The sequence below is a fragment of the Ruegeria sp. BE9 genome (genome assembly GCF_056538765.1).
Map to the genome: position 1 here is coordinate 694987 of NZ_JBQFTS010000002.1, position 20318 is coordinate 715304.

Annotated in this window: 24 protein-coding genes; all 24 read left to right on the forward strand. The window is 57.1% G+C overall.

The genetic code is table 11. From position 1 onward, the window contains the following. Window positions 1-3 precede the first annotated feature (3 nt). The gene (locus tag ACR0EO_RS10045; RefSeq protein ID WP_480689439.1) at window positions 4-1926 is read left to right on the forward strand and encodes an acetyl/propionyl/methylcrotonyl-CoA carboxylase subunit alpha; all 1923 of its coding nucleotides are present in this window, start codon (window positions 4-6) and stop codon (window positions 1924-1926) included. 84 nt (window positions 1927-2010) lie between these two features. Next, on the forward strand, window positions 2011-2865 hold the full coding sequence (locus ACR0EO_RS10050) for a hydroxymethylglutaryl-CoA lyase (protein WP_480689441.1): 855 nt from the start codon (window positions 2011-2013) through the stop codon (window positions 2863-2865). 11 nt (window positions 2866-2876) lie between these two features. Further along, window positions 2877-3665: a crotonase/enoyl-CoA hydratase family protein gene (locus ACR0EO_RS10055; protein WP_480689443.1), complete on the forward strand. Its 789-nt coding sequence runs from the start codon at window positions 2877-2879 to the stop codon at window positions 3663-3665. A gap of 188 nt (window positions 3666-3853) precedes the next feature. Beyond that, window positions 3854-4219, forward strand: coding sequence for an NADH-quinone oxidoreductase subunit A (locus tag ACR0EO_RS10060; RefSeq protein WP_010442778.1), 366 nt, complete (start codon window positions 3854-3856; stop codon window positions 4217-4219). Continuing rightward, window positions 4210-4743 (forward strand): NuoB/complex I 20 kDa subunit family protein, encoded by a 534-nt coding sequence (locus ACR0EO_RS10065; protein ID WP_010442777.1) that lies wholly within the window; start codon window positions 4210-4212, stop codon window positions 4741-4743. Before ACR0EO_RS10060 ends, ACR0EO_RS10065 begins: the two co-directional genes overlap by 10 nt. Window positions 4744-4754: 11 nt before the next feature. Continuing rightward, window positions 4755-5354, forward strand: coding sequence for an NADH-quinone oxidoreductase subunit C (locus ACR0EO_RS10070; RefSeq protein ID WP_480689445.1), 600 nt, complete (start codon window positions 4755-4757; stop codon window positions 5352-5354). Window positions 5355-5359: 5 nt separating this feature from the next. Further along, window positions 5360-5536: a hypothetical protein gene (locus ACR0EO_RS10075; protein WP_480689447.1), complete on the forward strand. Its 177-nt coding sequence runs from the start codon at window positions 5360-5362 to the stop codon at window positions 5534-5536. Window position 5537: 1 nt separating this feature from the next. Further along, window positions 5538-5663, forward strand: coding sequence for a hypothetical protein (locus ACR0EO_RS10080; RefSeq protein ID WP_302479620.1), 126 nt, complete (start codon window positions 5538-5540; stop codon window positions 5661-5663). Next, window positions 5663-6886: an NADH-quinone oxidoreductase subunit D gene (locus ACR0EO_RS10085; RefSeq protein ID WP_171092178.1), complete on the forward strand. Its 1224-nt coding sequence runs from the start codon at window positions 5663-5665 to the stop codon at window positions 6884-6886. The genes ACR0EO_RS10080 and ACR0EO_RS10085 overlap by 1 nt, the downstream gene beginning before the upstream one ends. Then, a complete protein-coding gene (gene nuoE, locus ACR0EO_RS10090) occupies window positions 6886-8004 on the forward strand; it encodes an NADH-quinone oxidoreductase subunit NuoE (RefSeq protein ID WP_480689449.1) in 1119 nt (372 codons plus the stop codon). Before ACR0EO_RS10085 ends, nuoE begins: the two co-directional genes overlap by 1 nt. Window positions 8005-8037: 33 nt before the next feature. Beyond that, window positions 8038-8259, forward strand: coding sequence for a DUF5337 domain-containing protein (locus ACR0EO_RS10095; protein WP_480689451.1), 222 nt, complete (start codon window positions 8038-8040; stop codon window positions 8257-8259). Between the two features lie 12 nt (window positions 8260-8271). Beyond that, entirely contained in the window at window positions 8272-9570 is a 1299-nt protein-coding gene (nuoF, locus tag ACR0EO_RS10100; protein WP_480689453.1) for an NADH-quinone oxidoreductase subunit NuoF, read from the forward strand. A gap of 5 nt (window positions 9571-9575) precedes the next feature. Then, window positions 9576-9992: an MAPEG family protein gene (locus ACR0EO_RS10105; RefSeq protein ID WP_480689455.1), complete on the forward strand. Its 417-nt coding sequence runs from the start codon at window positions 9576-9578 to the stop codon at window positions 9990-9992. Continuing rightward, the gene (locus ACR0EO_RS10110; RefSeq protein WP_480689457.1) at window positions 9992-10369 is read left to right on the forward strand and encodes a hypothetical protein; all 378 of its coding nucleotides are present in this window, start codon (window positions 9992-9994) and stop codon (window positions 10367-10369) included. Before ACR0EO_RS10105 ends, ACR0EO_RS10110 begins: the two co-directional genes overlap by 1 nt. Window positions 10370-10467: 98 nt before the next feature. Next, the gene (locus ACR0EO_RS10115) at window positions 10468-10872 is read left to right on the forward strand and encodes a DUF5333 domain-containing protein (RefSeq protein WP_480689459.1); all 405 of its coding nucleotides are present in this window, start codon (window positions 10468-10470) and stop codon (window positions 10870-10872) included. Window positions 10873-10875: 3 nt separating this feature from the next. Then, window positions 10876-12897 (forward strand): NADH-quinone oxidoreductase subunit NuoG, encoded by a 2022-nt coding sequence (gene nuoG, locus ACR0EO_RS10120; protein ID WP_480689461.1) that lies wholly within the window; start codon window positions 10876-10878, stop codon window positions 12895-12897. 204 nt (window positions 12898-13101) lie between these two features. Beyond that, on the forward strand, window positions 13102-14139 hold the full coding sequence (nuoH, locus tag ACR0EO_RS10125; protein ID WP_039534288.1) for an NADH-quinone oxidoreductase subunit NuoH: 1038 nt from the start codon (window positions 13102-13104) through the stop codon (window positions 14137-14139). A gap of 1 nt (window position 14140) precedes the next feature. After that, a complete protein-coding gene (locus ACR0EO_RS10130; protein ID WP_480689463.1) occupies window positions 14141-14773 on the forward strand; it encodes a hypothetical protein in 633 nt (210 codons plus the stop codon). Between the two features lies 1 nt (window position 14774). Further along, window positions 14775-15269, forward strand: a complete 495-nt coding sequence (gene nuoI, locus ACR0EO_RS10135) for an NADH-quinone oxidoreductase subunit NuoI (RefSeq protein WP_170331439.1) — start codon at window positions 14775-14777, stop codon at window positions 15267-15269. After that, a complete protein-coding gene (locus ACR0EO_RS10140; RefSeq protein WP_480689465.1) occupies window positions 15266-15676 on the forward strand; it encodes a carboxymuconolactone decarboxylase family protein in 411 nt (136 codons plus the stop codon). Before nuoI ends, ACR0EO_RS10140 begins: the two co-directional genes overlap by 4 nt. Further along, the gene (locus ACR0EO_RS10145; protein WP_480689467.1) at window positions 15673-16275 is read left to right on the forward strand and encodes an NADH-quinone oxidoreductase subunit J; all 603 of its coding nucleotides are present in this window, start codon (window positions 15673-15675) and stop codon (window positions 16273-16275) included. Before ACR0EO_RS10140 ends, ACR0EO_RS10145 begins: the two co-directional genes overlap by 4 nt. A gap of 4 nt (window positions 16276-16279) precedes the next feature. After that, entirely contained in the window at window positions 16280-16585 is a 306-nt protein-coding gene (nuoK, locus tag ACR0EO_RS10150; protein ID WP_005984024.1) for an NADH-quinone oxidoreductase subunit NuoK, read from the forward strand. A 6-nt stretch (window positions 16586-16591) separates the two neighbouring features. After that, window positions 16592-18760 carry an NADH-quinone oxidoreductase subunit L gene (gene nuoL / locus ACR0EO_RS10155; RefSeq protein WP_480689469.1) on the forward strand — a complete coding sequence of 723 codons (2169 nt, stop codon included), beginning with the start codon at window positions 16592-16594 and terminating at the stop codon, window positions 18758-18760. Beyond that, entirely contained in the window at window positions 18760-20304 is a 1545-nt protein-coding gene (locus ACR0EO_RS10160; protein WP_480689470.1) for an NADH-quinone oxidoreductase subunit M, read from the forward strand. Before nuoL ends, ACR0EO_RS10160 begins: the two co-directional genes overlap by 1 nt. Window positions 20305-20318 lie beyond the last annotated feature (14 nt).

The following is a 20318-nucleotide window of genomic DNA, read 5'->3' on the forward strand; positions in this document are numbered from 1 at the left end:
GGCATGTTTAACAAAATCCTGATCGCCAATCGCGGTGAAATAGCATGCCGCGTTATGGAAACTGCTCAAAAGATGGGCGTGGCCTGCGTGGCTGTTTATTCCGACGCGGACGCGGCGGCCAAACATGTGCAGATGGCCGATGAGGCCGTTCGGATTGGCACCGCTGCTCCGGCCGAGAGTTACCTTAAGGGCGATGTGATCATTCAGGCAGCGTTGGATACCGGTGCACAGGCGATCCACCCAGGCTACGGCTTTCTGTCCGAAAACCCCGAGTTCGTGGACGCAGTTCAGGCCGCGGGTCTAACCTTTATCGGACCCTCGGCGGATGCGATCCGCCAAATGGGCCTCAAGGACGCTGCCAAAGTGGTGATGGAGAAGGCGGGTGTGCCCGTTGTGCCCGGCTATCACGGTGAAAATCAAGACCCCGAGCACCTGGCTGGAGCGGCGGAAACGATCGGCTATCCGGTTCTGATCAAGGCCGTCGCAGGCGGCGGTGGCAAGGGGATGCGACTAGTCGAACGCCCCGAGGATTTTGCGTCGGCTTTGGACAGCGCGCGGGGCGAGGCGCGCACTGCCTTTGGCAACGATGCAGTTCTTGTCGAGAAGTTTGTCACGAAACCCAGACATATCGAAGTGCAAGTGTTCGGCGACGGAATCCACGCCGTGCATTTTTTCGAACGTGACTGCTCCTTGCAACGGCGCCACCAGAAGGTGATAGAAGAGGCTCCGGCCCCGGGGATGACGCCTGAGATGCGCGAAGCGATGGGGCAGGCGGGTGTCCGCGCCGCAGAAGCGATTGGGTACAAAGGTGCTGGAACGGTCGAATTCATCGTTGATGCGTCGGAAGGTCTGCGTGCTGATCGGTTCTGGTTCATGGAAATGAACACGCGCCTGCAGGTTGAGCACCCCGTGACCGAAGCGATCACTGGTGTTGATCTCGTAGAATGGCAATTGCGCGTAGCTGCGGGTGAGAGCCTGCCGAAGACCCAGCAGGACTTGGCGATAACAGGGCACGCATTCGAGGCGCGTTTGTACGCCGAAGACGTACCAAAAGGCTTTTTGCCCGCAACAGGAACTCTTACGCATTTGGAGTTTCCTGCGATCTGTCGTTCCGACAGCGGCGTGCGTGCCGGGGATACGATCAGTCCGTGGTACGATCCGATGATTGCGAAGGTTATCGTCCATGGACCAACGAGGGCAGTGGCCTTGGAGAAATTGCACCGGGCCTTGCAAAGAACCGAGGTTGCCGGGACCGTTACCAATTTGGCCTTCTTGGGTGCTCTGACCCGCCATCAAGGGTTTGCGGCGGGCGATGTGGATACCGGCCTGATTGGGCGTGATTTAGATGCACTGGTTCAAGAGCCTCCGGTTTCGGCCGCTGCCTGCGTTGCTGGTGCTATGACGGCCCTTGGTTTGGTCGATACCAATGAGCAAACCGGCTTTTCACTTTGGGCGCCGCTTCATCACGCCGTCCAATTGCGAACTGAGGACATCGTCGATCTGGATGTCCAGGTTCAAGGCCCGAGCCATCAGACGTGGCAAGTCGGCGAAGAAACGGTCCATGCCGAACGTAGTGGTAGAACCTGGACACTTGATGGGGAGGCGATGCCGCGCGTTGTGATCTCGGGATCTCGTGTCACAGTTTTCGAAGCATACGGTCAAGAATTTGAAGTTGTTGACCCATTGGACCGTGATGCAAGCGCGACGGGCGATACCAACGTCATCGAAGCGCCAATGCCTGGGTTGGTCAAAGCCGTCTTCGCCGAAGTTGGACAAACCGTCCAGGAGGGAGACCGTCTGGCCGTTCTTGAGGCTATGAAGATGGAACACTCGCTGCTGGCTGCGCGCGACGGCGTTGTCGCAGAGGTGCTTGCGGAGGCGGGTGCACAAGTCGAAGCCGGAGCGGCCCTGGTCCGTTTGGAATAGGACTGATCTGTTCGGGCGGACATTTGCGTGGCACAGTTGAGCCATGCGCAATTGAATCGAAACGCAGTCGGGAGGATCACTGCAATGGGTGAACGGGTCGAGATTTTCGAAGCAGGTCCTCGCGACGGGTTGCAAAACGAACAGCGTCAAATTCCGGTAGATGAAAAAGTGGCTCTAGTTGATTGCCTCAGCCGTGCCGGGTTCAATCGAATTGAAGTGGCCAGCTTTGTTTCGCCAAAGTGGGTACCGCAGATGGCCGGAAGCGCGGATGTGTTGGCGGGGATCAAGCGTGCCAAAGGTGTCCGCTATGCTGCGCTGACGCCGAATATGCGTGGTTACGAAGATGCTCTTGCGGCCGGGGCAGATGAAATTGCCGTGTTTGCGTCCGCTTCCGAGGGGTTCTCAAAGGCCAATATCAACGCCACGATTTCGGAATCTATTGAGCGATTTGTTCCGATCCTTGAGGCGGCGCGCCATATCGACCTTCCGGTTCGCGGCTATGTCTCGTGTGTCACTGATTGCCCTTATGACGGCCCAACGCCGCCCGAGAAGGTCGCCGAGGTCGCCGATAGCCTGTTTTCGCTTGGTTGTTACGAAATCTCTTTGGGAGACACGATCGGGCAGGGGACGCCTGACACGATCGCGCATATGCTTTTGGCTGTCCGCGATCGCGTGCCTGTCACGCGACTGGCAGGCCACTTTCATAACACCAATGGCCGAGCCATCGACAACATAGATGCCGCACTGGCGCTGGGAGTACGGACCTTTGACGCCGCCGTCGGTGGCTTGGGCGGGTGCCCATTTGCTCCGGGCGCTGCAGGTAACGTGGCAACCGAAGAAGTCGCGGCCCATCTCGAGCGGTTGGGTTATGAGACTGGATTAGATTTGGCTGTGGTGGACGAGGCCGCCCAGATGGCGCGTGCGATGCGGTCCGACTGAGAGGCAGGAACATGTTCGAAACAATTTCGGTATCCGCTGATGACCGTGGTGTTGCAACGCTGACATTGGATCGCGCGGAAAAACACAACGCTATGTCGGCGCAGATGATTTCAGAGCTTACACAGGCGGCTGGTCAGTTGGGGGCTGACGACTCGGTCCGGGCCGTGGTGTTGAAGGCCGCAGGCAAGAGTTTTTGCGCGGGTGGAGATCTCGGGTGGATGCAGGCCCAGATGGCCGCTGATCCGCAGACGCGGTTCTCAGAGGCCAGAAAGCTTGCCGAGATGTTACAGGCTTTGAATACGATGCCTAAGCCCTTGATTGGGGCGGTGCACGGGAATGCCTTTGGCGGTGGAGTTGGGCTAGCCTCAGTCTGCGACATAGCGATCGGTGTCGAGTCGATCAAAATGGGTTTGACCGAAACCCGATTGGGCCTGATTCCGGCAACAATCGGACCCTACGTGATCGCGCGAATGGGTGAGGCCAGGGCGCGACGTGTGTTTATGTCGGCAAGATTGTTCGACGGTGCCGAAGCCGTGACCCTTGGACTGCTGGCCAAGGCGGTTCCTTCTGATGACTTAGACGAAGCGGTCGAGGCCGAAGTTTTGCCGTATCTATCCTGTGCGCCGGGTGCAGTAGCTTCGGCCAAAGAACTGGTTCAGGCGCTGGGTCCACGGATCGACGACGCAGTGATCGACCAGACAATCCGTGCGTTGGTAGCGCGATGGGAAACAGAAGAAGCCAAGGAAGGAATCGGCGCGTTTTTCGACAAACGAAAACCTGCTTGGATAACTCAGGTTTAACGCTCTTCTGTCCATTTTCGGATTCGTTGAAAAGTTTGAGCTAAGTGCAAACAGGGGCAAGTGGAATATTAGCCCCCTGCGCGATTGTGTTCGGTTGACCCTCTGACCCCGCGCGGATAGAGAATGTCCAGTCAACACGCCAATTGACGGCGCAGCCCTGTGAGGCATGCGCAGGAAAGGAGCTATTCGTGGAAGACCTGCTGCGGGAGTACCTCCCGATTCTGGTGTTTCTGGCCGTTGCTGTAGGCCTAGGAATCGTCCTGATTCTGGCCGCCGTGGTACTGGCCGTCCGCAATCCCGACCCTGAAAAGGTCAGCGCATATGAGTGTGGCTTCAACGCCTTCGACGATGCGCGGATGAAATTCGATGTCCGATTCTACCTGGTCGCGATTCTTTTCATCATCTTTGATCTGGAAATTGCGTTCCTGTTCCCTTGGGCCGTCGGGTTCAAGGACATCAGTGATGTAGGTTTCTGGTCCATGATGGTGTTCTTGGCGGTGCTGACCATCGGCTTTGCCTACGAATGGAAGAAGGGGGCGCTGGAATGGGAGTGATGACGGGTGCTAACACCGCCGGCGTCGACAAAGAGGTCGCCACCCAGGCCCTGAATGCAGAGCTGCAGGACAAGGGCTTTTTGCTGACCTCGACTGAAGACATCATCAACTGGGCTCGTACTGGTTCGTTGCACTGGATGACGTTTGGCTTGGCTTGCTGTGCGGTTGAGATGATGCACACCTCAATGCCGCGTTACGACGCGGAACGGTTTGGCATCGCTCCACGCGCCTCTCCGCGTCAGTCGGACGTTATGATCGTAGCCGGTACACTGACCAACAAGATGGCTCCTGCGTTGCGCAAGGTCTATGATCAGATGCCTGAGCCGCGCTATGTGATCTCGATGGGGTCCTGTGCGAATGGCGGTGGCTATTACCACTACTCTTATTCCGTCGTACGTGGCTGTGATCGGGTCGTTCCGGTCGACATCTATGTGCCGGGGTGCCCCCCGACGGCTGAGGCGTTGCTGTACGGCTTGATGCAGTTGCAACGCAAAATCCGCCGCACCGGCACTATCGTACGCTGAGGAGAGGGTTGATGAGCGAAGCACTCAAAGAACTCGGCGCACAGTTGGAGCTGAAGCGTTCTGACTGCGTTCTGTCTTGGGATGTCACCTTTGGTGAGCTGAACGTGGATGTGGCACCATCGAATTTGGTGGAGTTCGTGGAATTCCTGCGTTCCGACCAGAACTGCAAATTCTCGACCTTGGTTGATATTACCGGCGTCGATTACCCCGAGCGCGCTAAACGGTTCGACGTGGTCTACCACTTCCTGTCGATGTACCAGAACCAGCGTATCCGCCTGCGGGTTTCTATCCGTGAAGAAGATATGGTTCCGTCGCTGGTCGATGTTCACCCCTCGGCCAACTGGTTCGAGCGTGAGGTGTTCGACATGTTCGGCATCCTGTTCTCGGGCCACCCAGACCTGCGGCGCATCCTGACGGACTATGGCTTCCGCGGCTATCCGCTGCGTAAGGATTTTCCGACCACCGGTTACACCGAAGTTCGGTATGACGAGGCTCAAAAGCGTGTGGTTTATGAGCCTGTGTCGCTGGTGCAGGAATACCGTCAATTCGATTTCATGTCCCCTTGGGAAGGCGCGAATTACATTCTGCCGGGGGATGAAAAACAGGAGTAGTCATCATGTTTGAGTTCCTGATCTGGATTGTACTGGTGGTAGCGACGGTCGTACCGATGCTTAAGCTGCTGCCGCATTTCGGGATCAACAAGAACTGGGCGTTTGCATGCATCATTTCTCCGGCAGTGATTGTCCTTCTGTGGATGATGGCAATGAAGCTGCAAGAGATGGAGCGACGCTGACATGATGGGCGAACTGATCATTTTGGGCGCATTGGGCGTCTTGCTTGCAGGGGCTGCAGCGAAAGCGGCCGAAGCCGAAAAGGTCCGGGTCCGGGCCGAGGCGAAAAAGAACAAACGAGGGCGTTGATGGACGGCTCAAGATATGATGACGGCAGCACGGACGCGCTGAGCGGAGAACAGAAGATCCGCAACTTCAACATTAATTTCGGCCCGCAACACCCTGCGGCACACGGAGTTTTGCGTCTTGTCCTAGAGCTCGACGGTGAGATCGTAGAACGTTGTGACCCGCATATCGGCCTGCTGCACCGTGGCACTGAAAAGCTGATGGAAAGCCGGACGTATCTGCAGAACCTGCCGTATTTCGACCGTCTGGATTATGTGGCGCCGATGAACCAGGAACATGCCTGGTGCCTGGCCATCGAAAAGCTGACCGGAGTTGAAGTTCCGCGTCGTGGCTCGCTGATCCGGGTTCTGTATTCCGAGATCGGACGCATCCTGAACCACCTGCTGAACGTGACCACGCAGGCGATGGACGTTGGCGCTCTGACCCCGCCGCTCTGGGGCTTTGAGGAGCGCGAAAAACTGATGGTGTTCTACGAGCGTGCCTGCGGCGCTCGCTTGCACGCCGCCTATTTCCGTCCCGGTGGCGTGCACCAGGACCTGCCGCCGGAACTGCTGGACGATATCGAGGCATGGAGCCATGAGTTCCCAGCTGTACTGGACGATATCGATGGCCTTCTGACTGAAAACCGCATCTTCAAACAGCGTAACGCCGATATTGGCGTTGTGACCGAGGACGATATCCAGAAATACGGTTTCTCGGGCGTGATGGTTCGCGGCTCGGGTCTGGCTTGGGATTTGCGACGCGCGCAGCCCTACGAATGCTATGATGAGTTCGAGTTCCAGATCCCCGTCGGCAAGAACGGGGACTGCTATGACCGTTACCTCGTCCGCATGGAAGAGATGCGCCAGTCGCTGCTGATCATCCGTCAGGCCATCGCCAAAATCCGCGAATGCCCTGGTGATGTTCTGGCCCGTGGCAAGATTACCCCGCCGAAACGCTCGGACATGAAGACCTCGATGGAAAGCCTGATCCATCACTTCAAGCTGTACACCGAAGGCTTCCATGTTCCTGCCGGTGAGGTCTATGCCGCCGTAGAAGCCCCAAAGGGTGAATTCGGCGTGTATCTGGTCGCCGACGGCACCAACAAACCCTACCGCGCCAAGCTGCGCGCGCCGGGCTTCCTGCACCTTCAAGCCATGGATCACGTCGCCAAGGGTCACCAACTGGCCGACGTCGCCGCCATCATCGGCACCATGGACGTCGTATTTGGAGAGATTGACCGCTAATGCTCCGCCGTCTGCATCCCGAACAACCCGAAAGCTTTGCCTTTTCCGCTGCTAACCAGCAGTGGGCCGAAGCGCAGATCACCAAGTACCCCGAGGGTCGTCAGGCCAGCGCGGTTATTCCGCTGTTGTGGCGTGCGCAGGAACAAGAGGGCTGGCTGAGCCGCCCGGCAATTGAATCTGTCGCTGACATGCTGGGCATGGCCTATATCCGTGTGCTTGAGGTTGCGTCCTTCTACTTCATGTTCCAGCTGCAGCCGGTTGGCTCGGTGGCGCATATTCAGGTTTGCGGCACGACATCCTGCATGATCTGCGGGGCAGAAGACCTGATCGCAGTCTGCAAGGAAAAGATCGCGGCCAAACCGCATGAGCTGTCCGCTGATGGCAAGCTGAGCTGGGAAGAGGTGGAATGCCTTGGTTCCTGCACCAACGCGCCGATGGCTCAAATTGGTAAGGACTATTACGAAGATCTGACCACTGAAAGCTTTGGTAAGATCATCGACGATCTGGCCGCTGGCAAAGTGCCCACACCGGGCCCGCAAAACGGGCGTTATGCGGCCGAACCGCTCAAAGGACTAAGCAGTCTGGCAGAGTACGAGGCGGGCAAACCTCAGTATAACGCAAGTGTCGAACTGGCGACTGACTTGGGTGACACGGTTAAGCGCATTGATGGAACTGAGGTACCGATCCTTACACCATGGCTGGGTAAAGATGGTAAGCAGGCCGGTGCATCGGCTGCAGCTCAACCTCCGAAGGCGCCTGAACCTCCAAAGCCGGCTGTAAAACAGGCGGAAGAGGCGAAAGCCGAGCCGAAAACTGAGGAAGTTCAGGAAGCCCAACCGGACACACTGACCGAGCCGCGCGATGGCAAAGCTGATGATCTTAAGATGCTGAAAGGCGTCGGTCCTAAACTGGAAGAAACGCTGAACGAATTGGGCTTCTTTCATTATGACCAAATCGCTGCGTGGACGCCCGAACAAGTCGCATGGGTGGATGCACGGCTGAAGTTCAAGGGTCGGATCGAACGCGACGGTTGGATCGAACAAGCGGCCAAGCTTGCGGCGGGTGAGGAAACCGAATTCGCCAAACGTGCCAAGGATGACGGCACTTACGAAGACTAAACGACGGTGCCCATCCGGGGCATCCTAGGTGAGATGGACAAGGACAAGGAACAGGCCATAGCCCGAAAGGGCCGACACATTGCCATAGTCATCGCGGTGACTATGGTGATTTGGCTGTCCATGAACATGTTCATCGGCCCCGCATTGGGACTGACCGCGCGACACGCGCTGCTGTTCGACCTCGCCGCTCTGGCAGGTTTTATCTATGCGGGCGTCAACATTTTTCAACTCTGGCGCATGCGTCAGGACAGCTGAAGGTAACACACGATGCTGAAGGATCAGGACCGGATCTTTACCAACATCTACGGGATGCATGAGCGGACGCTAAAAGGCGCGCAGGCCCGCGGGCATTGGGACGGCACTGCTGGCCTGATTGAAAAGGGCCGTGACTGGATCATCCAGACTATGAAGGACTCGGGGCTTCGCGGTCGCGGCGGTGCGGGCTTTCCAACAGGTTTAAAATGGTCTTTCATGCCTAAGGAAAGCGACGGTCGTCCGGCCTATCTGGTTGTGAACGCGGATGAATCCGAGCCAGGCACCTGTAAAGACCGCGAGATCATGCGCCATGATCCTCACACGCTGATCGAAGGCTGCTTGATCGCGTCTTTCGCGATGAATGCACACACTTGCTACATCTACCTGCGCGGAGAATACATTCGCGAGCGTGAGGCGCTACAGGCCGCGATTGATGAGGCTTATGATGCGGGGCTGCTGGGTAAGAACGCTGCCGGATCGGGATGGGATTTCGATATCTTCCTACATCACGGGGCAGGCGCCTATATCTGCGGTGAGGAAACTGCTCTGATCGAAAGCCTTGAGGGCAAAAAGGGTATGCCGCGAATGAAGCCTCCGTTCCCGGCGGGCGCTGGGCTGTATGGCTGCCCGACCACGGTGAACAACGTGGAATCCATCGCGGTTGTGCCGACCATTCTGCGCCGTGGCGCTGATTGGTTCGCAGGCTTTGGACGTCAGAACAACGCGGGCACCAAGCTGTTTGCGATTTCTGGCCATGTGAACAACCCCTGCGTCGTCGAAGAAGCGATGTCGATCTCCTTCGAAGAGCTGATTGAAACACACTGTGGTGGCATCCGTGGTGGTTGGGACAACCTGCTGGCCGTCATCCCGGGCGGTTCTTCGGTGCCTTGTGTACGCGGCGAGAACATGCGTGACGCAATCATGGACTTTGACTATCTGCGCAACGATCTGGGCTCTGGCCTGGGGACAGCTGCGGTCATCGTGATGGATAAATCCACTGATATCATTAAGGCGATCTGGCGTTTGTCGAAGTTCTACAAGCACGAAAGCTGTGGCCAGTGCACGCCTTGCCGTGAAGGCACAGGCTGGATGATGCGCGTTATGGACCGGTTGGTGCGCGGAGAGGCCGAACCGGAAGAGATCGACATGCTGTTCGATGTGACCAAGCAAGTCGAAGGCCACACAATCTGTGCGCTCGGCGACGCGGCTGCCTGGCCAATCCAAGGCCTGATCCGCAATTTCCGCGAAGAAATCGAAGACCGTATCAAGGCTCAGAAAACGGGCCGCATGGGTGCGATGGCGGCGGAGTAAACCAGATGGAAGCTTTTGCAGAATATGGCCATGCCGTTGCCTCGGTTGTGATTTTCACCCTCGTCGTGCTTTTTATGGCCCCGTTCACGGCACTGGCTAAGGCGGGCAAGGGGTTGGCTCCGGGCGCGACGCCCGACCAGGATTATTCCGACAAGGCTTACCGTCTGAACCGCGCCTACCTGAATGGGACCGAGACGCTGCCGGCTTATGTGGCGGTCACGGTTGCGGCAGTATTGATGGGGGCCAGCCCATTTTGGGTAAATCTGCTGGCGTCGGTGGCGCTGGTGGCGCGTCTGGCGATGCTATTTGTCCATATCCGTGGAATCGGCAAGCCTAACAGCGGTTTGCGTTCAATTCTCTATGTCGTGGGGTGGGCTTGCATGTTCATCATGGGGCTGATGGCGATTGGGGCTGCGTTCTGATGTCGGTTCAAAAAAACATCAAACGGCAAGGGCGTCTAAAAAGCCTAAGCCTCTTGGCTGCGCTTTCTGTCGTGACCGCGTGCGGCTTGGTTACTCCTTCCGAGGACCGGATTGTATTCGACGGCATCGCTTTTAAAGCCAAGGCCAAGCCCGTTAACAAGAAAGTGTCACCTGCAGACTTTAACGTTGTCGTAAAGGGCGTTTCTGCTTCTCTGGACGGAGCGCGCGAAGCTGGGCGGTACGAGGGAATAAAATTCTGTATAGCTGGCTTCGGCTCATCACGTATTAAATGGAAAGTTGGGCCTGACACCGATCCTCAGAAGCTTCTGATCACAGACGACGAGTTAACTTTCTCGGGAACGTGCCAACGACCATGAAGCGTTTTTCTGCATATTACGCCATGACACGGCGGGTGTTATTGCATAGCAACCCCGCCGTCGGTCGTCTTGGGTTTCCCAAGACGAAAGGAATTGTCATGTCTGGTATGAAAACGCTCGCATTGTTGTCACTTGTGGCTCTGCCGGTAATGGCTGAAGCCAAGCCGCCCTTGCGCGAAGTCAAAGAGATTGACAACGAACTCTATTACATCGCCATCGCAAATGAAATTTCCGAGTACTGCTCGTCAATCAGTGGGCGTCGTATGAAGGCGATTGGCGTTATGTGGGGACTGCGGTCAAAGGCGAACAAACTGGGGTACTCGGACAAGGAAATCCGGGCCTATGTGGACTCGGACGCTGAAAAGGACCGGATGCGCGCCAAGGGCGAAGCGTATCTGGCCGATAACGGCGTCACGTATGAAAATCCGAACTCTTTCTGCACGTTGGGGCGGAAGGAAATCGAAAGAAACAGCGCCATTGGCGTGTATTTGAGGGCGAACTAGACCATGTCTGACCTCCGCAAGATCAATATCGACGGACAGGAAATCGAAGTCGATGGTGCGATGACCCTGATCCAGGCCTGTGAAGAGGCCGGAGTCGAAGTGCCGCGTTTCTGCTATCACGAGCGTCTGTCGATCGCCGGGAACTGCCGGATGTGTCTGGTTGAAGTCGTAGGCGGCCCGCCGAAACCCGCCGCCTCTTGCGCGATGCAGGTGCGTGACCTGCGTCCGGGGCCGGAAGGCCAGCCGCCTGTGGTCAAGACGAATTCGCCCATGGTTAAGAAGGCCCGCGAAGGGGTGATGGAGTTCCTGCTCATCAACCACCCGCTGGACTGTCCGATCTGCGATCAAGGCGGAGAGTGCGATCTTCAGGATCAGGCGATGGCCTATGGGGTGTCCGGATCGCGCTTCAAGGAAGCCAAGCGGGCGGTGGACGACCTGGATCTGGGGCCGCTGGTTGGTACTGCTATGACACGGTGCATCAGCTGCACCCGTTGCGTGCGTTTCACCACCGAGGTCGCTGGGATTGCTCAGATGGGCCAAACCGGTCGCGGGGAAGATGCTGAGATCACCTCCTATCTGAACCAGACGCTCGACTCGAACATGCAGGGCAACATCATCGATCTGTGCCCTGTTGGGGCTCTGACTTCGAAGCCTTACGCATTCACTGCGCGCCCGTGGGAGTTGACGAAGACCGAGAGCATTGATGTGATGGACGCTCTGGGTTCGAACATCCGCGTTGATACGAAGGGCCGCGAAGTCATGCGATTCCTGCCGCGGAACCATGACGGCGTAAACGAAGAGTGGATCAGCGATAAAACCCGATTTGTCTGGGACGGCCTGCGTCGTCAACGTCTAGACAAGCCCTACGTGCGTGAAAATGGCAAACTGCGCCCGGCTTCGTGGCCAGAGGCTTTGAACAAGGCTGCCGAAGCCCTGAAAGGTGCTGAGAAACCCGCTGGTATCGTGGGGGATTTGGCACCGGTCGAGGCGATTTTTGCCCTTAAGCAGATGATTGAAGGGCAAGGCGGTATTGTGGAGTGCCGCACCGACGGGGCCAAGCTTCCAGCCGGCAATCGATCTGCTTATGCCGGTACTGCAGCGATTGAGGATATCGATACAGCCGAGCGGATTTTGCTGATCGGCACTAACCCGCGTGATGAAGCCCCGGTGCTGAACGCTCGTGTCCGTAAGGCTTGGGCGCATGGGGCAGAGGTCGCTCTGGTTGGGGCTGCCGTAGACCTGACCTTTGACTATCATCACATGGGTGATGATCGAGCGGCGCTGCAAAAAGTCGTCGACATGGGTGGTGATGACGAGATCAAGGGCAAGGCGTCCTTGGTCATTGTAGGGCAGGGAGCTCTGCAAGAGGCTGATGGCGCTGCTGTACTTGCGGCCGCACAAGCCATTGCGACCAATACAGAAAGCGGTTTGATCGTTCTGCATACCGCGGCCTCGCGCGTTGGCGCGATGGATGTGGATGCCACCAACGAAGGCGGTATGGATGCGGTCAGCGCGGCGGACGTGATTTACAACCTCGGCGCGGATGAGGTCGAAATTGGTGACGGTGCCTTTGTGATCTACCAAGGCAGCCACGGTGATCGCGGCGCCCATCGCGCAGACGTGATCCTGCCGGGCGCTGCCTATACAGAAGAAAATGGCCTGTTCGTAAACACAGAGGGACGTCCGCAGCTGGCGATGCGCGCCGGTTTCGCACCGGGTGAAGCCAAAGAAAACTGGGCCATTCTGCGTGCCCTTTCGGCCGAACTGGGCGCGACACTGCCCTTTGACTCGTTGGCGCAACTGCGCACTGCATTAATCGAAGCGGTTCCGCATTTGGCCCGTATCGACGAGGTCGTCGAGAACGAGGTTCAGACGCTGAATGCAGGATCGCTGGGCAAGGCAACCTTCCGCAACGCAGTCAAGGATTTCTACCTGACCAACCCGATTGCGCGGGCTTCGCAGCTGATGGCCGAGCTTTCGGCGCAGGCGCAGGCTCGCAAATCCGAGAAGATCGCGGCGGAATGAACCAGAGCTGTTTCATATCACAGACTAAGGCGACTACCGGGTGGCAGTACGCCGCGCCCGATTTGTGTGTGAAACCCAAGATTAAGGGTGGCGCAATGGCAGCAGATGCTGTTTACACCAACGCGCCGACCCAGCCGCAGTTTGCGCAGGCACATGGCCTTTGCATCGCTCGCGGAAAACGGAATACCCACGGTGTGAGGACCAATGGCTGATTTCTTTAACACCCCAGGCGGAATAGCCATCATCATTCTGGCGCAAGTGCTTGCTGTCGTTGCCTTTGTGATGATCTCGCTGTTGTTCCTTGTTTATGGCGACCGCAAGATCTGGGCTGCGGTCCAGATGCGTCGAGGCCCCAACGTGGTCGGCGTCTATGGGCTGCTGCAATCTGTAGCTGACGCGCTGAAATATGTGGTCAAAGAGGTTGTGATCCCTGCGGGTGCTGATCGCACCGTCTTTATTCTGGCCCCTCTGACGTCCTTCGTTCTGGCAATGATCGCCTGGGCGGTGATCCCGTTCAACGATGGCTGGGTTCTGTCGGATATCAACGTGGCCATTCTCTATGTTTTCGCTGTGTCCTCGTTGGAGGTTTATGGTGTGATCATGGGAGGTTGGGCGTCGAACTCAAAGTACCCGTTCCTTGGGTCACTGCGGTCTGCCGCCCAGATGATTTCCTATGAGGTTTCCATCGGCCTGATCATCATCGGCATCATTATTTCGACCGGTTCGATGAACTTTGGCGACATCGTACGGGCACAGGACGGCTCGTTCGGGTTCTTCAGCTGGTACTGGCTGCCGCACTTCCCGATGGTATTCCTGTTCTTCATCTCGGCGCTGGCTGAAACCAACCGTCCGCCGTTTGATCTGCCAGAGGCGGAATCGGAACTGGTTGCCGGTTATCAGGTTGAATACTCGGCGACGCCCTTCCTGCTGTTCATGGCAGGTGAATACATCGCGATCTTCCTGATGTGTGCCCTGACAACGCTGCTCTTCTTTGGCGGTTGGCTGTCGCCGATCCCGGGCCTTCCGGATGGTGTTCTGTGGATGGTTGCCAAGATGGCGTTCTTCTTCTTCATCTTCGCGATGGTTAAGGCAATCACCCCCCGCTATCGCTATGACCAGCTGATGCGATTGGGTTGGAAGGTGTTCCTGCCGTTCTCATTGGTTTGGGTAGTATTTGTGGCCTTCGCAGCGAAATTCGATTGGTTCTGGGGCGCGTTCGCTCGTTGGAGCGTAGGGGGCTGATATGCTGAAATTTGCTGTTTACACCTCTGCTTCTGTTGCCTGTATGGCGCTAGCGTCAATGGCTGCTGCCGATGAGGTGAGCGTTCAGGACGCTCGCACTGCCGTTCGCGATTACGCAGCGCAAAATTGCTCTGCCGAATTGGACGCTGTGAATGCAATCATGGGTGAAACCGATCGCGTTTCGTCATTGGACAGTAGCGTAGTCATGGCCAAGGATCTTGGCGCATGGACCGACGAATGGCCAATGTCCGAAGCATCGCTCAAAGCTTCTGGTTTTATCGAGGTGTCGAAAAACCAATCGCTTGAGGCGAGCATGTTGGTTAGCTTCGCCGAATACTATGCCGACAGCGCTGATGAAGCTGACGTCGCTGCGACACGGTATCAAGGCGGTGTTGTCGCCGCGAAGACTGCCCTGGCGAACTGCCTGATGCCGACTGAGGCCGAAACGGCCGAAGCCGCTGATCGCCTTACAGCCGAATTGAATGAGGCAATGGCCGAAGTGTCATGCCCCAAAAAACTCGCTGCCGCAGCGGCGCTGTCGTCTACAACTTTAAACGAACCAAGCTCCGTTTGGGGCGCTGCCTCTGCTGATGCGGCTCCGCAACTAACGGCATCTTGCGCAGGGGGAGAGTGAAATGACTCAGATCGATTACACCCGCGCCGCGAAATACTTCCTTCTGCAGGACTTCTGGGTCGGCATGAAGCTGGGGCTGAAGTACTTTTTTGCGCCCAAGGCTACCGTGAATTACCCGCACGAAAAGGGTCCGCTGTCGCCACGCTTTCGGGGTGAACACGCTCTGCGTCGTTACCCAAACGGTGAAGAACGCTGCATCGCTTGTAAATTGTGTGAGGCGGTTTGCCCGGCGCAAGCCATTACAATCGACGCCGAACCGCGCGAAGACGGTAGCCGCCGGACCACGCGCTACGACATCGACATGACCAAATGCATTTACTGCGGCTTCTGCCAAGAGGCTTGCCCGGTTGATGCCATTGTCGAAGGCCCGAACTTCGAGTTTGCGACAGAGACTCGTGAAGAGCTGTTCTACGACAAGGAAAAACTGCTGGATAACGGCGAACGCTGGGAAGCTGAGATCGCTCGCAATCTGGAAATGGACGCGCCGTACAGATGAATGACACGCCGACAAATCCGTTCGACCTGATGATGAAGCAGGCTCAGGACATGGCCAAGGCGATGAACCCGGCGATGGAAAGCTTCTCGCCCAAGGGGTTTGAGGCGCTTTGGCCGACCATGCCCAAAGAGGTCATGGAGATGATGTTTGGCAACACTGTCAACACGGACGGTCTTGATGCCAAAACTCGCCTGCTATTGACGCTGGCTGGGCTGACCTGTCAGGGCGCTCAGGCCGATACTGCGGTGCGCCAGACCGTTCGCCATGCGATGGAAGCTGGCGCCAAGAAACAAGAGATCGTGGAAACGATCGGTCAGATGTCGGTCTTCGCCGGCATCCCGGCCATGACCCGAGCGCTGGACTTGGCGCAAGAAGTCATGGGCGATAACGAGGATGAGGATCAATGACCGTCTTTGCCTTCTATCTGTTTGCCATCAGCGCCATCACCGGCGGGCTGTTCACGGTGATCAGCCGCCAGCCGGTGCACTCGGTGCTGTGGCTCATCCTATCCTTTCTGTCGTCGGCGGGGCTGTTCGTTCTGCTAGGGGCTGAATTCGTGGCGATGCTTTTGATCATCGTCTACGTGGGCGCGGTCGCGGTGCTGTTCCTATTTGTTGTGATGATGCTGGACGTGGACTTCGCTGAGCTCAAGGCTGAGATGGCCCGGTATATGCCGCTGGCCTTGCTGATCGGCCTGGTCATCCTGATGCAGTTCGTCATGGCCTTTGGTGCATGGGACAGTGCGCAGGGAGCAGCGGCCAACCTGGCGCAGCCGGTTCCGGCAGACCGCCACAACACAGAGGCGCTCGGCGTCATTCTTTATGATCAATACTTCCTCCTGTTCCAACTGGCGGGCCTGATCCTGTTGGTAGCCATGATCGGCGCCATCGTGCTGACCCTGCGGCATCGCAAGGACATCAAACGTCAGGACATTGTCGGTCAGATGATGCGCGACCCGGCCGAGGCAATGGAACTGAAGGACGTGAAACCGGGGCAGGGACTTTGAGACGATGATCGGACTTGAACACTATCTTACGGTCGCGGCGACGCTGTTCGTCATCGGCATCTTCGGTCTCTTCCTGAACCGCAAGAACGTCATCATCCTACTGATGAGCATCGAACTGATGCTGTTGGCAGTGAATATCAACCTCGTGGCGTTTTCCAGCTTCCTCGGCGATCTGGTCGGACAGGTGTTTACGCTGTTCGTTCTGACCGTTGCAGCGGCCGAAGCGGCGATTGGTCTGGCCATTCTGGTCTGCTTCTTCCGCAACCGTGGCACTATCGCGGTTGAAGACGTCAACATGATGAAGGGGTAAGAGAACATGGAAACCACCATCCTCTTTGCCCCGCTTGTGGGCGCTTTGATCTGCGGCTTTGGCTGGCGTTTCATTGGCGAGAAGGCCGCCATGTGGACGGCCACTGGCCTGCTGTTTTTGGCCTGCTTGCTGAGCTGGCTTGTATTCTTCACCTTTGACGGCCAAACCCACACCGTTGAAATCCTGCGCTGGATCGAGAGTGGTTCGCTGTCGACAAGCTGGGCAGTTCGCCTGGATCGTCTGACAGCGATCATGCTGATCGTGGTAACGACCGTCTCAGCGCTCGTGCACCTGTATTCCTTTGGCTACATGGATCACGACCCACAGTGGCGTGAAGGCGAAAGCTATAAGCCACGTTTCTTTGCTTATCTGTCCTTCTTCACCTTCGCCATGCTTATGCTGGTGACAGCGGACAACTTGGTTCAGATGTTCTTTGGCTGGGAAGGCGTTGGCGTCGCATCGTACCTGCTGATCGGATTCTATTATCGCAAGCCTTCGGCAAACGCTGCCGCGATGAAGGCTTTCATCGTCAACCGCGTTGGGGACTTTGGTTTTGCGCTGGGTATCTTTGCCCTGTTCCTGCTGACAGACAGCATCAACTTTTCAGACATTTTTGCCTCGGCGCCAGAGCTGGCTGAAACAAACCTGCACTTCCTGTGGGGTGAGTGGAACGCCATCGAGGTGATCTGTGTTCTGCTGTTCATCGGTGCGATGGGTAAGTCGGCTCAGTTGATCCTGCACACGTGGTTGCCAGACGCGATGGAAGGCCCGACGCCTGTTTCGGCGCTGATCCACGCCGCGACCATGGTGACAGCGGGTGTCTTCCTGGTCTGCCGCATGTCGCCGCTGATGGAGTTCGCGCCGGGTGCGACTGGGTTCATCACCGTGCTAGGTGCTTCGACCGCGTTCTTTGCCGCAACCGTGGGTCTGGTTCAGACAGACATCAAGCGCGTCATCGCGTATTCGACCTGCTCGCAGCTGGGCTACATGTTCGTGGCTGCCGGTGTGGGCATGTACTCGGCTGCGATGTTCCACCTGTTCACGCACGCTTTCTTCAAAGCGCTCTTGTTCCTTGGTGCCGGTTCGGTGATCCACGCCATGCATCATGAACAGGAAATGACAGAGTACGGCGGCCTTCGTAAAAAGATCCCCTATACCTTCTGGGCAATGATGATCGGTACGCTGGCTATCACCGGTGTCGGTATTCCGCTGACCACATTCGGTTTCGCTGGTTTCCTATCCAAGGATGCAATCATCGAAAGCGCTTACGCAGGTGGTTCGGCTTACGGCTTCTGGCTGCTTGTGGTCGCGGCTGCGTTTACGTCTTTCTACAGCTGGCGTCTGATTTTCCTTACCTTCTACGGCGCTCCACGTGGCGATCAGCACACGCATGATCACGCGCATGAAAGTCCGATGGTCATGCTGGTGCCTCTTGGAGTTCTTTCTTTGGGTGCGATTTTTGCCGGGATGATCTGGTACGGCAACTTCTTCGGCCACGCCGACAAGGTTGGTAAGTTCTACGGCATTCCGGTAGCTGAAGCTTCTGAGCATACTGAGGCTGGAGATCATGGCACGGCAGATGCAGCGCACGCTGACGATGGCCATGCGGATGAGGCGCACGCCGACGAAGGCCACGGTAGCGATGCCGCACATGGCGACGCGGATCACGGAGACAAGGACGCGCATGGTGGCGATCACCACTATGCGTTCGTGGGTAAGCCGGGCGAGGGTGCTTTGTACATTGCACCGGACAACCATATTTTGGATGACGCACATGCCGCTCCGAAGTGGGTCAAAGTTTCGCCCTTCGTCGCGATGCTGCTGGGCTTCGTCGTCGCTTATTGGTTCTACATCGTGAACCCATCGCTGCCGGGACGTTTGGCGCAGAACCAGCGACCGCTGTACCTTTTCCTGCTGAACAAGTGGTACTTTGACGAAATCTACAATGTTATTTTTGTCAAACCAACTTTGGCGATTGGTCGGTTCCTGTGGAAACGCGGTGATGGCAACACCATCGACGGCTTCCTGAACGGTGTCGCCATGGGCGTTGTTCCCTTCTTCACCCGCCTCGCAGGCAAGGCGCAGACGGGCTACATCTTTACTTACGCCTTCTGGATGGTTCTGGGCATCGCAGCCCTAGTCACCTGGATGTCGATCGGCGGAGGCGCACACTAATGGATAATATCCTCTCCATCGTCACCTTTATTCCCGCAGTGGCGGCAGGCATTCTGGCCCTGTTCCTGCATGGTGATGACGTGGCTGCGCAGCGCAACGCGAAATGGGTCGCGCTGGTTGCAACCACAGTGACCTTCCTTGTCTCGATTGGCATCTATACGGGCTTTGATCCGTCCAACACCGGCTTCCAGATGGTGGAAGAGGGTGAGTGGTTGCTGGGCCTGAAATATAAGATGGGTGTAGATGGCATTAGCGTTCTGTTCGTGCTGCTGACCACCTTCATCATGCCTCTAACCATTCTGGCTAGCTGGAACGTGACCGACCGCGTTAAGGAATACATGATCGCCTTCCTGCTGCTGGAAACGCTTATGCTGGGCGTGTTCATGGCGCTGGATCTGGTGCTGTTCTACCTGTTCTTCGAGGCAGGTCTGATCCCAATGTTCCTGATCATCGGTATTTGGGGCGGCGCGAACCGTATTTACGCCAGCTTCAAGTTCTTCCTCTACACCTTCCTCGGCTCGGTGCTGATGCTGGTGGCGATGGTCGCGATGTATGCAGATGCTGGTACCACGGACATTGAGGCTCTGATGAGCCATCACTTCTCGTCCGAAGGGTTCAGCGTCCTGGGCATCTACATCGTCGGCGGAATGCAGACGCTGATGTTCCTGGCCTTCTTCGCCTCGTTTGCGGTGAAGATGCCGATGTGGCCGGTCCACACCTGGTTGCCGGACGCGCACGTTCAAGCCCCGACCGCGGGTTCGGTCGTTCTGGCTGCGATCCTGCTGAAGATGGGTGGCTATGGTTTCTTACGGTTCAGCCTTCCGATGTTCCCTGTGGGCTCGGCTGTGATGACCGATCTGGTGCTGTGGATGTCGGCCATTGCCGTGGTCTACACTTCGCTTGTGGCGCTGGTGCAGGAGGATATGAAAAAGCTGATCGCTTATTCCTCGGTCGCGCACATGGGCTTTGTGACCATGGGTATCTTTGCGGCAAACCAGCAGGGCATCGATGGCGCGATCTTCCAGATGCTGAGCCACGGGTTCATCTCGGCCGCGCTCTTCCTGTGTGTTGGCGTGATCTACGACCGGATGCACACGCGGGACATTGATGCTTATGGCGGCCTGGTGATCCGGATGCCGGCTTACGCACTGGTCTTCATGCTGTTCACAATGGCCAACGTCGGCTTGCCGGGTACGTCTGGCTTTATTGGCGAATTCCTAACCCTGATGGGTACATTCCAAGTGAATACCTGGGTGACGGCCGTGGCCGCGACCGGTGTGATCTTCTCGGCGGCCTACGCTCTGTGGCTGTACCGTCGGGTCGTCTTTGGTGACCTGATTAAGGAAAGCCTGAAGGCAATGACTGACATGAGCTCTCGCGAGCGGCTGATTTTTGCTCCGCTGATCGTGATGACGATCCTGTTGGGTGTTTACCCATCGTTGGTGACCGATGTGATCGGAAACTCAACCGCTGCACTGATTTCGAACTATGACACGGCTCTGGCCGCGGCTGAGGCCGTGACCCAGACGGCCGCCTCGCATTAAGGGAGCTTTGGAGA